Origin of the sequence: Thiomonas sp. OC7, assembly GCF_900634595.1 — a bacterium.
Lineage (GTDB): Bacteria > Pseudomonadota > Gammaproteobacteria > Burkholderiales > Burkholderiaceae_C > Thiomonas > Thiomonas arsenitoxydans.
This window is the reverse complement of the sequence record NZ_LR131953.1, coordinates 2,063,581-2,076,842: the sequence shown is the minus strand read 5'-3', so window position 1 is coordinate 2,076,842 and position 13,262 is coordinate 2,063,581. Positions and strand designations below refer to the sequence as shown.

The window sequence follows — 13,262 nt, the reverse complement described above, 5'->3', positions numbered from 1 at the left end:
TCCTCAGATATGACCACCCCCATTCCCGCCGCCGCACAAGGCGCTTCCTGGCGCTTCATGTGGCGCAACCCCCTGCATGTGCTCGCACTGGGTTTCGGCAGCGGCCTGTCGCCCATCGCACCGGGCACTGCGGGCACGCTGTTCGCCTGGGCCAGCTACGAACTGCTTTCGCTCTGGCTGAGCCCGCTGAACTGGGCAGTGGTCATCGGCGTGGGCGCCGTCGTCGGCATCTGGGCCTGCGGCCATACCTCGCGTGCGCTGGGCCTGGAAGACGCCTCGCCCGTGGTGTGGGACGAGATCATCGCCTTCTGGCTGATTCTGCTGCTCGTCACCCCGGCGGGCTGGGCTGAGCAACTGGCCGCTTTTCTATTGTTTCGCGCTTTCGACGCCGGTAAATGGCTGGCCGTAGGCTGGGCCGACCGAAATGTGAAAGGCGGCTTGGGCATCATGCTCGACGACCTGATCGCCGCCGCTTTCACGCTGCTGGTCATGGCACTGGGCATCCGGCTTTACGCCCTGGTTTGAGTCCATGACCCGGCCCGACTTCGACGCACTTTGCCGCCTTGCAGCCGATGTCGGCGCAGCCTGTCGCGCGCGCGGCTGGCGGCTGGCCACGGCCGAATCCTGCACCGGCGGGCTGGTCTCGGCGGCCGTCACCAGCGTGGCCGGGTCGAGCGACTGGTTCGACCGGGGTTTTGTCACCTACAGCAATGCCGCCAAATCCGATCTGCTCGGCGTGAACCCCGCGCTGTTTGCGCAAGTCGGTGCGGTGAGCCCGGAGGTCGCCAGCGCGATGGCGCTGGGCGCGCAGCAACGCGCGGGGGTGGAGGTCGCCGTGGCGATCACCGGCATCGCCGGGCCAGGCGGCGGCACGGCAGAAAAACCGGTGGGCACGGTGTGGTTCGGGCTGGCCTGGAAAGAAGGTGACGCAGTGCAAAGCGAAACCCGTCACGCCCTGTTCAAAGGCGACCGGGACAGCGTGCGTCTGCAGGCTGCAGAGTTTGCACTGCGCTGGCAGCTGCAGGCAGCGCAGTCGTCATAGGCGCGCGCCGCGTCAGCCCTGCGGCGGGGCCGTATCGCGAAACGACGGTCGCTGCATCAACTTGTCGTAGAGCTTGGCGAGGTTGGGGTACTGCTGCTGCCAGCCGAGTTCAGGAAAGCGAAACACCACGTAGCCTAGAGCGGCCCCCACGGCAATATCGGCCAGACTGAGATGGTTGCCGCTGCAAAACGGCTTGTCGCCCAGGCCGTGCGACATGGCCTTGACGCCGGAATCGACCTTGCCCATCTGCCGCGCAATCCACGCCGGGCTGCGCTGCGCCTCGGTGCGGCCGGGCCAAGTCTGTTCCAGCCTGGCCGTGGCTGCGGCGTCCATCACCCCATCGGCCAGAGCCTCCCAAGTACGGACTTCGGCGCGCTCGCGCCCGCCAGCAGGAATGAGTTTGCCCACGGGGGTGAGGGTATCGAGATATTCGACGATCACCCGCGAATCGAAAATCGCTTCGCCGTCGTCGAGCAGCAGGCACGGCACCTTGCCCAGCGGGTTGGAGCGACCGATCTGGGTCGCGTCCGACCAGACGTTCTCTTCTTCCCACTTGGCCTCGATTTTTTTTTCGGCCAGCATGATGCGCACCTTGCGCACGTAAGGACTAGTCAGGGAGCCGATGAGTTTCATGTTTTGGCACTGCAATCAATGGGCGATCGAGTATATCAACCGGCCTCGATGCCGCCCTGCCGCAGGCGCCGCCCGCTGCAGCCCGCAATTCCTACAATGCCCGCATGAGCACGAACCCCACACCGCAATCCGCCGCGCTGTCCACACTGGACGCGCTCTCGCCCTTGGACGGGCGCTATGCCGCCAAGGTAGACGCCCTGCGTGCGCATCTGTCCGAGGCCGGGCTGATGCGCAGCCGCGTCCAGGTCGAAGTGGCCTGGTTCATCGGTCTGTCCGATCTGGGCCTTGCAGAGTTTCCGGCCCTACCGCAAGCGGCTCGCGACGCGCTGGGCGACTTGGTTGCCCGCTTCGGCAGCGCGCAGGCGGCTGAAATCAAGGCCATCGAACGCACCACCAACCATGACGTCAAGGCGGTGGAGTACTGGCTCAAGGCGCAAACGGCCGAGATGGCCGATGTGCACCGACACGCCGAGTTCTTCCACTTCGCCTGCACCTCGGAAGACATCAACAACACCGCGCATGGGCTGATGCTCGCAGGCGCGCGGCGTGAAGTCGTCATGCCACTGCTGCAGCGCGTGCTGCGCCGACTACTCGATCTCACCGCCGAGCTGGCCGAACAGCCCATGCTGTCGCGCACCCACGGCCAGACGGCCAGCCCCACCACCCTGGGCAAGGAATTCGCCAACGTCGCCCACCGCCTGCAGCGTGCCATGGCGGCCATCGAGTCGGTCGAGCTGAGCGCCAAGATGAACGGCGCGGTGGGCAACTACAATGCGCACCTGGCGGCCTACCCCGAGGTGGACTGGGAGGCCTTTGCGCGCCGCGTGGTCGAGTCGCTGGGGCTGAGTTTCAACCCCTACACCATCCAGATCGAGCCGCACGACGCCATGGCCGAACTGTTCGACGCAGTCGCCCGCGCCAACACCCTGTTGATCGATCTCAGCCGCGACATCTGGGGCTATATCTCCTGGGGCTACTTCAAGCAGAAGACCAAGGCGGGCGAAATCGGTTCGTCCACCATGCCGCACAAAGTCAACCCCATCGACTTCGAAAACGCCGAGGGCAATCTGGGCATCGCCAACGCGCTGCTGCGGCACCTGAGCGACAAGCTGCCGATCTCGCGCTTCCAGCGCGACCTCACCGACTCGACCGTGCTGCGCAATATGGGCGTGGCGCTGGGCCACAGCGTGCTGGCCTGGGATTCCCTGCTGCGCGGGCTCGACAAGCTGCTGGTTCATCCTCAACGCCTGGCTGAAGATCTCGACAACGCGTGGGAAGTGCTGGCCGAACCGGTACAGACCGTCATGCGCCGCCACGGTCTGCCCAGTCCTTACGAGCAGCTCAAGGAACTGACCCGCGGCAAGGCCATCACGGCAGACTCCATGCGGGAATTCATCAAAGGGCTGAACCTGCCCGAAGACGACCGCCAACGCCTGCTCGCCATGACACCGGCCAGCTACACCGGACTGGCAGCCGAACTGGCCAAGCGTCTGGCCGCAGGCCGCTGAACCTCGGAGACCCACCATGCTCAAACTCTTGCTCAAGTGGCTGCTTTCCGCCTGCGCCCTGCTGGCTGTGGCCTACCTCTACAGCGGCGTGCAGGTCTCGGGTTTTGGTGCGGCGATGTGGGCGGCGCTGTTCATCGGTCTGCTCAATGCGCTGGTGCGGCCCATTCTGTTCATCCTCACGCTGCCGATCACCATCCTCACCCTCGGGCTGTTTTTCTTCGTGCTCAACGCCGCCATGTTCTATGCGGCGTCCGGCGTGATCGACGGCTTTCATGTGCGCAGCTTCGGCGCGGCGCTGCTCGGGTCGATTCTCTACAGCATCGCCGGAGTCATCATCGACAGCGCGCTGGAAGGGGTGCAGTTCGGACAGCGCCGGTAATCCGCGTCCAGCAAAAAGCCCGGCTGGCCTCATGGGGCCAGCCGGGCTTTGTTTTGCCCTGAGCCGCAGCTCAGCCTTGCCAGGCCTGGGCCGTGCCGGTCTGCGCCATCTGCATCAGCCGGGCCACGCGCTCCTCGGTGGCCGGGTGAGTGCTGAACAGCTTGGCGATGCCGCCGCCGTGCAGGGGGTTGAGAATCATCATCTGCGCCGTGGCCGGATGCTCCTCGGCGGCCTGGAACGGCACGCCGCGCGCGTAAGCCTCGATTTTCTGCAAAGCCGCGGCCAGCGCGGCCGGATCGCCCGAGATTTCGGCGCCGCCACGATCGGCCTCGAACTCGCGGGCGCGGGAAATCGCCATCTGGATCAGGCTCGCAGCCAGCGGCGCCAGAATGGCCACGGCAATGCTGGCGATTGGATTTGACGGACGCCCTTCGGAGTCTCGTCCACCGAAGAACATCGCGAAGTTCGCCAGCGCCGAAATGGCCCCGGCCATGGTGGCGGAAATGGTGGAAATCAGAATGTCGCGGTGCTTCACATGCGCCAGTTCATGCGCCATCACCCCGCGCAACTCACGCGCGCTGAGTACCCGTAGGATGCCCGTGGTGGCCGCAACCGCCGCGTGCTCCGGGTTGCGGCCGGTGGCGAAGGCGTTGGGCGCGTCTTCCTGGATGAGATAGACCCGCGGCATGGGCAGCCCGGCGCGCTGCGCAAGCTCCTGCACCATGGCGTAGAACTGGGGCGCGCTGCTAGCGTCGACCTCTTGCGCGTTGTACATCTTCAGCACCATCTTGTCGCTGAACCAGTAGCTGAAGAAGTTCATGCCCAGCGCGAACAGCAGCGCCAGAATCATGCCTTTCTGTCCGCCCAGCATGGAGCCGATGACCACGAACAACGCGGTGATCGCAGCCATCAGGATGGCGGTTTTCATGATATTGAACATGCTTCGCTCCGATACGTTTGGATACAACAGCGCTAGATTGTGCAGCGAATCAAAAGTTCAAGGCCGCAAAGGGGTTTAACCCAACGAGGGGCTTAACCCAGCATCAAGCCCGTGAGGTCGGCCCCGCCCTGCAGCCATTGCGCCGCGCTCTGCATTGTGCCGCCGGGATTTTGCAGTCGTGTGATGCGCAGCACGCCGCTGCCGCAACCCACATCCAGCCCTTCGGCCTTCATCTGCCGCACCAAGCCGGGCGGGCCGACATGCGGTGCCGTCAAAGCCTCAGCCGCACCCACCTTGACAACCCCGCCGTCAGGCAAGGTGAATTGCGTCCCCGGCCAAGGCGTGAACGCCCGCACCCTCCGGGCAAGCAGCTCCGCGGGCAAATCCCACTGCAACAGCGATTCGTCCTTGCTGATTTTCGCGGCGTACGTCACCCCAGCTTCGGGCTGCGGACGCGGGCGCAGTTCGCCGCGCTCCAGCCCATCCAGTCCCTGAACCACCAGGGCCGCGCCCAAGACGGCGAGTTTGTCGTGCAGGGTGGACGCGGTGTCGGTGGATTCAATCGGCAGGGCCTGCTCCAGCAGCATGTCGCCCGTGTCGAGCCCCGCGTCCATCTGCATCAGGGTGATGCCCGTCTGCGCATCGCCTGCCTCGATCGCCCGCTGGATCGGGGCGGCTCCGCGCCACCTCGGCAGCAGCGAGCCGTGAATGTTCAAGCAGCCCAATCGCGGCAGCGTCAGCACCGACGTCGGCAGAATCAGGCCGTAGGCCGCCACGACCAGCACGTCCGCCTGGGCACCGCGCAACGCCGCGTGTGCCTGCGCGGCCTGTTCGGCATAGCGCCCGTCCAGTCGCAGACCTTGGGGTTGAATGACCTCGATTTGCGCCGCCGAAGCAACTTGCTTGACCGGGCTGGACTGCAGTTTCATGCCGCGGCCCGCGGGGCGGTCGGGCTGAGTCAGCACCAGAGGCACGGTGTAGCCCGCGCTCAGAATGGCGCGCAACGCCACCGCGGCGAACTCCGGCGTGCCGGCAAACGCCACGCGCAAACGGCGCCCCGAAGGGGAGGCGGGCATGGCCTGGCTCAAGCGGCCTGCCTTTGCCGTTTGAGCATTTTGGTCTTGATCCGGTTGCGTTTGAGCGGCGAGAGGTAATCGACAAAAACCTTGCCCATCAGATGATCCATTTCATGCTGAATGCACACCGCAGTCAGCCCGTCGGCGTCCATCTCGAAGGGCTGGCCCTGCGCGTCCAGCGCGCGCACCCGCACCGTGGCCGGCCGCGTGACTTTGTCGTAGATGCCAGGGACGGACAGGCAACCCTCTTCCCATTCCTTGTCTTCCGCGCTGTGCCGCACGATTTCCGGGTTGATGAGCGCCAGCGGTTGATTGCGTTCTTCCGAGGTATCCATGACGATAATGCGCTCGTGCACATCGACCTGCGTCGCGGCCAGGCCGACGCCATTGGAGGCGTACATGGTCTCGAACATCGCCGCCACCAGGGCGCGCACCCGCTCATCGACCGCCGCAACCGGTTTGGCCACGGTGTAAAGACGCGGATCGGGATATTGAAGAATGGTCAGTTGTTCCATGGCTCGCATTTTAGTTATTTGCGATGGAAAAGGCTTTATCCATTGCAAAAACGGGGGTGGCCGACTCTGCACGCGCCGTCGGTCGGGCGCGCCCGCAACATTCTTGCAACTGCCGCCCCGTCCAAACCCCGACCAAACGGTGATTTGATTGCCGCATCAAGGTGTTGCGTGCACAATGTGCTCAACAATTTTGAGATATGGGCCCTGGAATCGCAAATTTCCACGGGGGGCAGATTCACAAAAGACCACACCGCGCCGGATGTGGCCACCGTTTTGATCTGGGGACTTTGCGCCATGCTGAGACAGGCTTTCCACCACCCTTTCAACCTTTTTTCACGTCGTATGAGCTACCGCGCTCTGGCTACCACGCTGGCGATGGCCGCTGCGGCGCCCTGGGCTTGCGCCGCCAACCCATCGGCCGACGCGCCCGCGCTGCATGGTCTGCCCAACTATCCGGTGGCTCCGGCGCAGCGCGCCCAGGCTGAACTCACCGCGCAGACCGGCGTGCCGGTTTCCGAGCTGGCGGCCAACGCGCCCTCGCGCTACACCGTCAAACGCGGTGACACCTTGTGGGCAATTTCCGGCATGTACCTGCGCAAGCCCTGGGACTGGCCCAAGCTGTGGGGCATGAATCTGCAGCAGATCCGCAACCCGCACTGGATTTTTCCAGGACAAGTGCTGTTTCTCGACATTTCCAACGGCCGTGCCCGCCTCAGCATGGGCGGTGACAGCCAGGGCATTCCCACGGTGAAGCTCAACCCGCAGGTCGAATCCAGCCCGCTGCCGCCTGAAGGTATTCCCACCATCTCGCCAGAACTCATCGCCCCCTTCCTCACCCAGCCGCTGATCGTCGAGCCCGACACCCTCGAAGCCTCGCCGCGCATCGTGGCCTTGCCCAAAGGGCACACCATGGCGTCGCCCGGCACGCAGGTCTATGTGCGCGGTGATGTGAGCAAGGCCACGCGCTATCAGATCTATCGTCCGGCCAAGCCGCTGGTCGACCCGGCCACGAAAAAAATCATCGCCTACCAGGCCGAATATCTTGGCACGACCAATCTCGTCGAGCCGCCCTCCGGGCCGGATGCGGTGTCGGTGTTCCGGGTCGATGGCATTGAGCGTGAAGTCGGCGTGGGCGACCGGCTGGTCATCGCGCCGCCGCGTGAATTCCTCAACTACACCCCGCACGCCCCGGCCAAGCCGATCAGCGGCGACATTGTTTCGATCTACGGCGATCTGAGCATGGCGGCCAAGAACAGCGTGGTCGCGCTCAACCGCGGGGCCGACGACGGGCTGGAGCGCGGCGACGTGCTGGCGCTGTGGCACAACAGCCGCATGGTCAAAGACTCGACGGCGCCCGGCAAACCCGAGATCGAACTGCCCGACCGCCGCGTGGGCGTGATGATGGTGTTTCGCACCTTCAAGCATGTGGCCTATGCGCTCATCCTGTCGGCCGACGAACCGGTTGAAGTCGCCGACCGCTTCACCCAGCCCTGATCGCCGCAGCGGCCTTCGGCACGGTCGAGCATGACGCCGCCTGAAGACCTCGCCGCCTGGCTGCGGCTGATGCAGACTCCGGGCGTTGGCGCCCTCACCGCGCGCCAACTGCTCAGCGCCTTCGGGCCGCCATCGCTGATTTTCCAGACCTCGCACGCCGCGCTGACTCAGGTGGTCAGCGCCGCCGTCGCCTCGGCGCTGCTGGCCGACCCCGACCGCGAAACCCAAGACCTCATCGCTCGCACCCGGCAATGGGCCGCCCAGCCGGGGCAGGCCTGCATCACCCTGGACGATCCGGCTTATCCGCAAAGCCTGCTCGACATCACCGACCCGCCGCCCTTGCTTTACGCCTTGGGCAATGCCGCGCTGCTGGGCGCCCCACGGCGGCTGGCTATGGTGGGCGCACGCACCCCCACCGCGCAGGGCGAGCGCGATGCCCAGGCGTTTGCGCAGGCATTCAGCGAAGCCGGGGTCACCATCGTGTCGGGATTTGCCCTGGGCATCGACGCGGCCGCGCATCGCGGCGCCCTGGCCGCGACGGGCGAGCAGGCCGGTTCGACCATCGCCGTGCTCGGCACCGGCTGCGACCGCGTCTATCCGCCACGCCACAAAGAACTGGCGCATCTCGTGGCCGATCGCGGGCTGCTGCTGTCCGAGTTTGCGCTGGGCACCGCTCCCGCCAAGGGCAATTTTCCGCGCCGCAACCGCCTCATCAGCGGCCTGTCACGCGGGGTGCTGGTGGTCGAGGCCGCCACGCACTCCGGTTCGCTCATCACCGCGCGGCTGGCTGGCGAGCAGGGGCGCGAAGTCTTTGCCATGCCCGGCTCGATCCACAACCCCCTGGCGCATGGCTGCCACCGACTCATCCGCGAGGGCGCCAAGCTCGTCGAAACCGCGCAAGACGTGCTGGAGGAATTTGCCTGGGATGCGCGCCCCGCCGTGAAAACCACGACGAAAGACGCATCACCCGCCACGGAAACCCCGCCCGAATGCGACACCGAATGCGACATCCTGCGCGCCCTCGGCTACGACATCCGCAGCTTCGACGATCTCAGCGCGCGCACCGGCTGGCCTGCCGACCGGCTGGGCGCTCGCCTGCTCGAACTTGAGCTGCAGGGCCAGGTCGCGCGCCTGCCCGGCGGCCGCTTTCAGCGCATCGCCCGCGCCTGAAATCCGGCCACCCTTCGCGTGCTCCTGACCCGGCCTGATGCCTGGAGAAAACCGCGAAACAATCCGTCATCGCGTCATGCATAGAATGGCCTCATGTTCGATATTCTCATGTATCTCTACGAGTCCTACTGGCATCCGGAAGCCTGCCCCGAGTTCGGGCAGCTCACGCGCAAACTCAGCGCGGCCGGGTTCGAGAGCGACGAAATCCACGAAGCCATCGACTGGCTTCGCGGGCTCGACAGCGCCGTAGGCGGCCTCAAGACCCAGCACGAGCAGAGCGCACACGCCATTCGTCTTTACGCGCAGCAAGAGCTCGACTGCCTGGGGCTGGAAGCCATCGGCTATCTCAACTTTCTCGAAAGCGCCGGGGTGCTCAAGCCGCATCTGCGCGAACTCACCATCGAGCGCGCGCTGGCCACCGGCATGCAGCCGCTGCCGCTGGAGCATCTCAAAACCATCGTGCTGTTGATTTTCTGGCGTCTGGACGAAGAGCCCGATGCCCTGATCCTCGACGAGCTGTTCGTCGAAGCCGAAGACCGCGTGGTGCATTGAGCTAACTGCTGCCGCTCGGCTTCGGCCACGACTCGCCCAACCCCTCCCTGAAAGATTTCCGATGCCAGTTTCTCCCATCCGCATCAGCCTGGGCGCCGCCCTGCTGGCCAGTCTCGCCCTCGCCGGTTGCGGCGGCGGTGCGACCAACACCAACTATTCCGGCTCGACCGTCACAGGGCAGGTGCTCATGGGGGCGAACAGCCCGGTGAACGGCAACGGCACCAACAATGTCTGCGCCTACGCCATCGTCAACGGTCAGGGCAATCCGCTGACCACCACGGTGACGCCGTACACCAGCTATGGCACTGTGCTGGACTGCGTGCCTTCAGCGGCCGACGGCAGCTTCAGCATGAACCTCACCAGCTTCTATGGGCCGGTCCTGCTGCAAGTCGTGGGCGGCACGTATAGCTACAACGGCGCTTCGCAGGCGCTCAACAGCCTGACCTCCACGGCGCTCAATCTCGCCGCCAGCGCCAGTAACGCCGCACTGGCGACGAACGCCAGCCTGCAAGCCATGGTGAACGTGGGCGGTGGCGGAACGGTCACGGCCAACATCACCCCGCTGACCACTTTCGCCGTGGCCCGTATCACCCCGAACAGTGGCCTGACGCTCGCCAACTACACCGCCTCGCTGCAAGACATCGCCGGGCAATTCGGCCTGGGCAGCCTTGCCCTGGCCACGGCGGTTCCCACGGCTGGAGATGCTTACGACAAGGTGCTGATCGGAGTGGATCAGTACCTGCTCAATATGGGCACCACACTCGGCGCCACCGACGACCCCTACGGCGCCAATCTGCTCAACTGGACCAATCTCGGATCAGCCACCACGGCAGGCACTGTTTCTGCGGATTACAGCACGGCCTACAACCAAGCCAACGGTACGACCGGGGTCAGCTTCAACTTCAACTGACCGTCTCGGCGCCCACAAAAAAGCCAGCTCACGCTGGCTTTTTTGTGGGCGCCTGATTTCAGACCACCGCGCCGGCATTCGGGTCGTTGCGGTCGCTGGGCTTGTTGCCGCCCGGCTTGATCAGGTCTTCGCGTTTCACGCCAAACCACATCGCCAGCGCGGCGGCGACGAACACCGAACTGTAGATGCTCATCGAAATGCCGATGATCAGCGCCAGCGCGAAGTAATGCAGCGCCGGGCCGCCGAAGAAGAACATGGAAAACGCCATCGCCAGCGTCGAGCCGTGGGTGATGACGGTGCGGCTGATGGTGTTGGTGATGGCGCTGTCGATCACCTGCACCGTGGTGTATTTACGGTACTTGCGGAAGTTTTCGCGCACCCGGTCGAAGATCACCACCGACTCGTTCACCGAATACCCCAGCACCGCCAGCACCGCCGCCAGCACGGGCAGGGAGAATTCCCACTGGAACAGGGCGAAGAAGCCGAGCACGATGATCACGTCGTGCAGATTGGCGAGAATGGCCGCCACCGAAAATTTCCACTCGAAGCGCACCGCCAGGTAGGCGACGATGCCGAAGATCACCAGCGCCAGCGCCTTGAGACCATCGGTGGCCAGCTCAGACCCCACCTGCGGGCCGACGAATTCGGTGCGGCGCTGCTGCGCCTGCGGATCGGCGGCCAGCAGCCCGGCCATGACCTTGGTGCTTTGCTCCGAGCTGGTCTCGCCCTTGTGCAGCGGCAGGCGGATGACCACATCGTTGGCGTTGCCGTAGGCCTGCACTTGCGCATCGGCGTAACCGAGTTTGCTCAGGGTGGCGCGGATGCCGTCGATGTTCGCCCCCTGGCTGTAACCGACTTCCATCACCGTGCCGCCGGTAAATTCGATCGACAGATTGAGCCCGCGGGTGAAGAGGAAGAACACCGCGGCGACAAACAGCACCGCGGAGACGACGTTGAACGTCAGCGCATTGCGCATGAACGGGATGTCGCGCTTGATACGGAAAAATTCCATGATGTGCCTTGAATCGGAAGTCTTTGGGCCGTCGGCGGATCAATGCACCTTGCGGCGCGGCTTGGTGGTGCGCGGTGTGGGTGCGTCCAGCGGCTTTCCAGCTTTCACCGCGTCACTTGCGGCGCCGGACGACAGCGCCCCCGCCGTGGCCTCAGCCGCTTGCGGCTTCCAGATCTGGCCGATGGAGATGCTGTGCAGGCGGCGCTTGCGGCCATACCAGAGGTTGATGATGCCGCGCGAGAAGAACACCGCCGAGAACATCGAGGTGAGAATACCCAGCACGTGCACCACGGCGAATCCGCGAATGGCGCCCGAGCCGAAGATCAGCAGCGCGACCCCGGCAATCAGCGTGGTGACGTTTGAGTCGAAGATGGTGGCCCAAGCGCGCTCGTAGCCGTGGAAAATGGCGTTTTGCGGACTGGCGCCATTGCGCAGTTCCTCGCGGATGCGTTCGTTGATCAGCACGTTCGAGTCGATGGCCATACCCAGCGCCAGCGCCATGGCCGCGATGCCAGGCAGAGTGAGTGTGGCCTGCAACATGGAGAGCACCGCCACCAGCAGCAGCAGGTTGACCGCCAGACCGATGGACGACACCACGCCGAAGAACATGTAGTAGATCGACATGAAAATGACGATGGCAACGAAGCCCCAGGTCACCGAGTGAAAACCTTGGCTGATGTTCTGCTGCCCCAGGCTGGGGCCGACGGTGCGCTCTTCGATGATGTTCATCGGCGCAGCCAGGGCACCGGCGCGCAACAGCAGCGCGGTGTCGTTGGCTTCCTGCACGGTCATGTGGCCGGAGATCTGTACCCGGCCGCCGGCGATTTCGCTGCGGATCACCGGGGCGGTGATGATTTCGCCGCGTCCGCGGTCGAACAGAATCATGGCGGTGCGCTTGCCCACGTTCTCCCGCGTGACTTGCTGGAAGATGCGGGAGCCCTTGGAGTCGAGGGTGAGGAACACCGCGGGCTCGTTGGTCTGCTGGTCGAAGCCGGGCTGGGCGTCGGTGAGGTTGTCACCGGTCAGCAGCACGTCGCGCTTGACCACCAGTTTGCCGCCATCGCGGTCGGGAAAGATCTGGTCGCCGGCGGGCAGCGGGCCCTGCCCGGCCAGCGCGGCCTGGGCTGCGGCGCTGTCATCGACCATGCGCACTTCGAGTGAGGCGGTGCGGCCGAGAATGTCCTTGGCCCGGGCCACGTCCTGAATGCCCGGCAATTCGACCACCACGCGGTCGCGACCCTGTTGCTGGATGATGGGCTCGGCCACGCCGAGTTCGTTGATGCGGTTGTGCAGGGTCTGGATGTTCTGCTTGATGGCGTAGTCTTCTTCCTGCGACACGGCGGCAGGCGTCAGACTGGCGCTGAGGCTGTTAGGGCCTGCGGGCGCTTGCGGGGCCAGCTGCAAATCGGGATGCTGGCGGGTGATGAGTTCCTTGGCCGTGTTCAGTGCGCTGGCATCGACAAAAACGCCCTGAAGGGTGTCGCCCACGCGTTCGAGCTTGGTGTAGCGCGCGTCTTTGTCGCGCAGATCGCGGCGCAGCTCGCCGGAAATCGAGTCGAGCTTTTTGTGCACGGCCGCCTGCATGTCCACCTGCAGCAGGAAGTGCACGCCCCCGCGCAGGTCGAGACCGAGGTACATGGGATTGGCGTTGAGCGCCGTCAGCCACGCGGGCGAACGCGACAGCAGATTGACCGCGACCACATACCGCGGATCGTCCGCATTGGGGTTGAGCGCCTTGGCCAGCACATCGCGCGCCTTGAGCTGCACACTGGTGTTACTGAAGCGGTAGTTGACCGTGGCGCCGTTGAAGTCGGCCGAATCGGGCTTGAGGTTAGCCGCGTCCAGAATCTGCTCGCCTTTGAGCAGCAGGGCGTTGTCGACCTTGCCGCCGTTGGTGCTTGAAATCTGCACTGAGGGCGATTCGCCGTACAGATTGGGCAGCGCATACACCACGCCAACCACCAGGACGACGACCATGATGAGATATTTCCACCAGGGATAGCGATTCATGACAACAACCTCGTTTCACCC

14 protein-coding genes are annotated in these 13,262 nt (G+C 64.8%); 8 read left to right on the top strand and 6 right to left on the bottom strand.

Going from position 1 to position 13,262, the window contains the following annotated elements:
• Positions 1-9: 9 nt before the first annotated feature.
• Positions 10-525 (top strand): phosphatidylglycerophosphatase A, encoded by a 516-nt coding sequence (locus BIO17B3_RS09960; RefSeq protein ID WP_156053921.1) that lies wholly within the window; start codon positions 10-12, stop codon positions 523-525.
• 4 nt (positions 526-529) lie between these two features.
• Positions 530-1,042 (top strand): CinA family protein, encoded by a 513-nt coding sequence (locus tag BIO17B3_RS09955; protein WP_156053920.1) that lies wholly within the window; start codon positions 530-532, stop codon positions 1,040-1,042.
• Positions 1,043-1,054: 12 nt separating this feature from the next.
• Here BIO17B3_RS09955 and BIO17B3_RS09950 read toward each other — a convergent pair whose 3' ends face one another.
• Entirely contained in the window at positions 1,055-1,675 is a 621-nt protein-coding gene (locus tag BIO17B3_RS09950) for a glutathione S-transferase N-terminal domain-containing protein (RefSeq protein WP_013121908.1), read from the bottom strand.
• 104 nt (positions 1,676-1,779) lie between these two features.
• Between BIO17B3_RS09950 and purB the strand changes: the two genes are divergently transcribed.
• Positions 1,780-3,183 (top strand): adenylosuccinate lyase, encoded by a 1,404-nt coding sequence (gene purB / locus BIO17B3_RS09945; protein ID WP_156053919.1) that lies wholly within the window; start codon positions 1,780-1,782, stop codon positions 3,181-3,183.
• 16 nt (positions 3,184-3,199) lie between these two features.
• Positions 3,200-3,562, top strand: coding sequence for a phage holin family protein (locus tag BIO17B3_RS09940; RefSeq protein ID WP_156053918.1), 363 nt, complete (start codon positions 3,200-3,202; stop codon positions 3,560-3,562).
• A gap of 70 nt (positions 3,563-3,632) precedes the next feature.
• Here BIO17B3_RS09940 and htpX read toward each other — a convergent pair whose 3' ends face one another.
• The 3 genes from htpX to def all read right to left on the bottom strand — a co-directional run bounded on the left by htpX (position 3,633) and on the right by def (position 6,093).
• Positions 3,633-4,502, bottom strand: coding sequence for a zinc metalloprotease HtpX (gene htpX, locus BIO17B3_RS09935; RefSeq protein WP_156053917.1), 870 nt, complete (start codon positions 4,500-4,502; stop codon positions 3,633-3,635).
• Positions 4,503-4,594: 92 nt separating this feature from the next.
• Positions 4,595-5,551 (bottom strand): methionyl-tRNA formyltransferase, encoded by a 957-nt coding sequence (fmt, locus tag BIO17B3_RS09930; protein ID WP_172979077.1) that lies wholly within the window; start codon positions 5,549-5,551, stop codon positions 4,595-4,597.
• A 35-nt stretch (positions 5,552-5,586) separates the two neighbouring features.
• A complete protein-coding gene (gene def / locus BIO17B3_RS09925) occupies positions 5,587-6,093 on the bottom strand; it encodes a peptide deformylase (RefSeq protein WP_232054255.1) in 507 nt (168 codons plus the stop codon).
• 342 nt (positions 6,094-6,435) lie between these two features.
• Between def and BIO17B3_RS09920 the strand changes: the two genes are divergently transcribed.
• The 4 genes from BIO17B3_RS09920 to BIO17B3_RS09905 all read left to right on the top strand — a co-directional run bounded on the left by BIO17B3_RS09920 (position 6,436) and on the right by BIO17B3_RS09905 (position 10,219).
• Entirely contained in the window at positions 6,436-7,587 is a 1,152-nt protein-coding gene (locus tag BIO17B3_RS09920; protein WP_156053914.1) for a LysM peptidoglycan-binding domain-containing protein, read from the top strand.
• Positions 7,588-7,617: 30 nt separating this feature from the next.
• The gene (gene dprA, locus BIO17B3_RS09915) at positions 7,618-8,757 is read left to right on the top strand and encodes a DNA-processing protein DprA (protein WP_156053913.1); all 1,140 of its coding nucleotides are present in this window, start codon (positions 7,618-7,620) and stop codon (positions 8,755-8,757) included.
• A gap of 93 nt (positions 8,758-8,850) precedes the next feature.
• The gene (locus tag BIO17B3_RS09910) at positions 8,851-9,309 is read left to right on the top strand and encodes a DUF494 domain-containing protein (RefSeq protein WP_013104248.1); all 459 of its coding nucleotides are present in this window, start codon (positions 8,851-8,853) and stop codon (positions 9,307-9,309) included.
• Positions 9,310-9,370: 61 nt separating this feature from the next.
• Entirely contained in the window at positions 9,371-10,219 is an 849-nt protein-coding gene (locus tag BIO17B3_RS09905; RefSeq protein ID WP_156053912.1) for a hypothetical protein, read from the top strand.
• A gap of 58 nt (positions 10,220-10,277) precedes the next feature.
• On the opposite strand, the gene secF is transcribed toward BIO17B3_RS09905, so the two are convergent.
• Together secF and secD are read right to left on the bottom strand one after the other, a co-directional pair.
• On the bottom strand, positions 10,278-11,231 hold the full coding sequence (gene secF, locus BIO17B3_RS09900) for a protein translocase subunit SecF (protein WP_013121899.1): 954 nt from the start codon (positions 11,229-11,231) through the stop codon (positions 10,278-10,280).
• A 39-nt stretch (positions 11,232-11,270) separates the two neighbouring features.
• Entirely contained in the window at positions 11,271-13,241 is a 1,971-nt protein-coding gene (gene secD / locus BIO17B3_RS09895; protein ID WP_156053911.1) for a protein translocase subunit SecD, read from the bottom strand.
• Between the last annotated feature and the right edge of the window lie 21 nt (positions 13,242-13,262).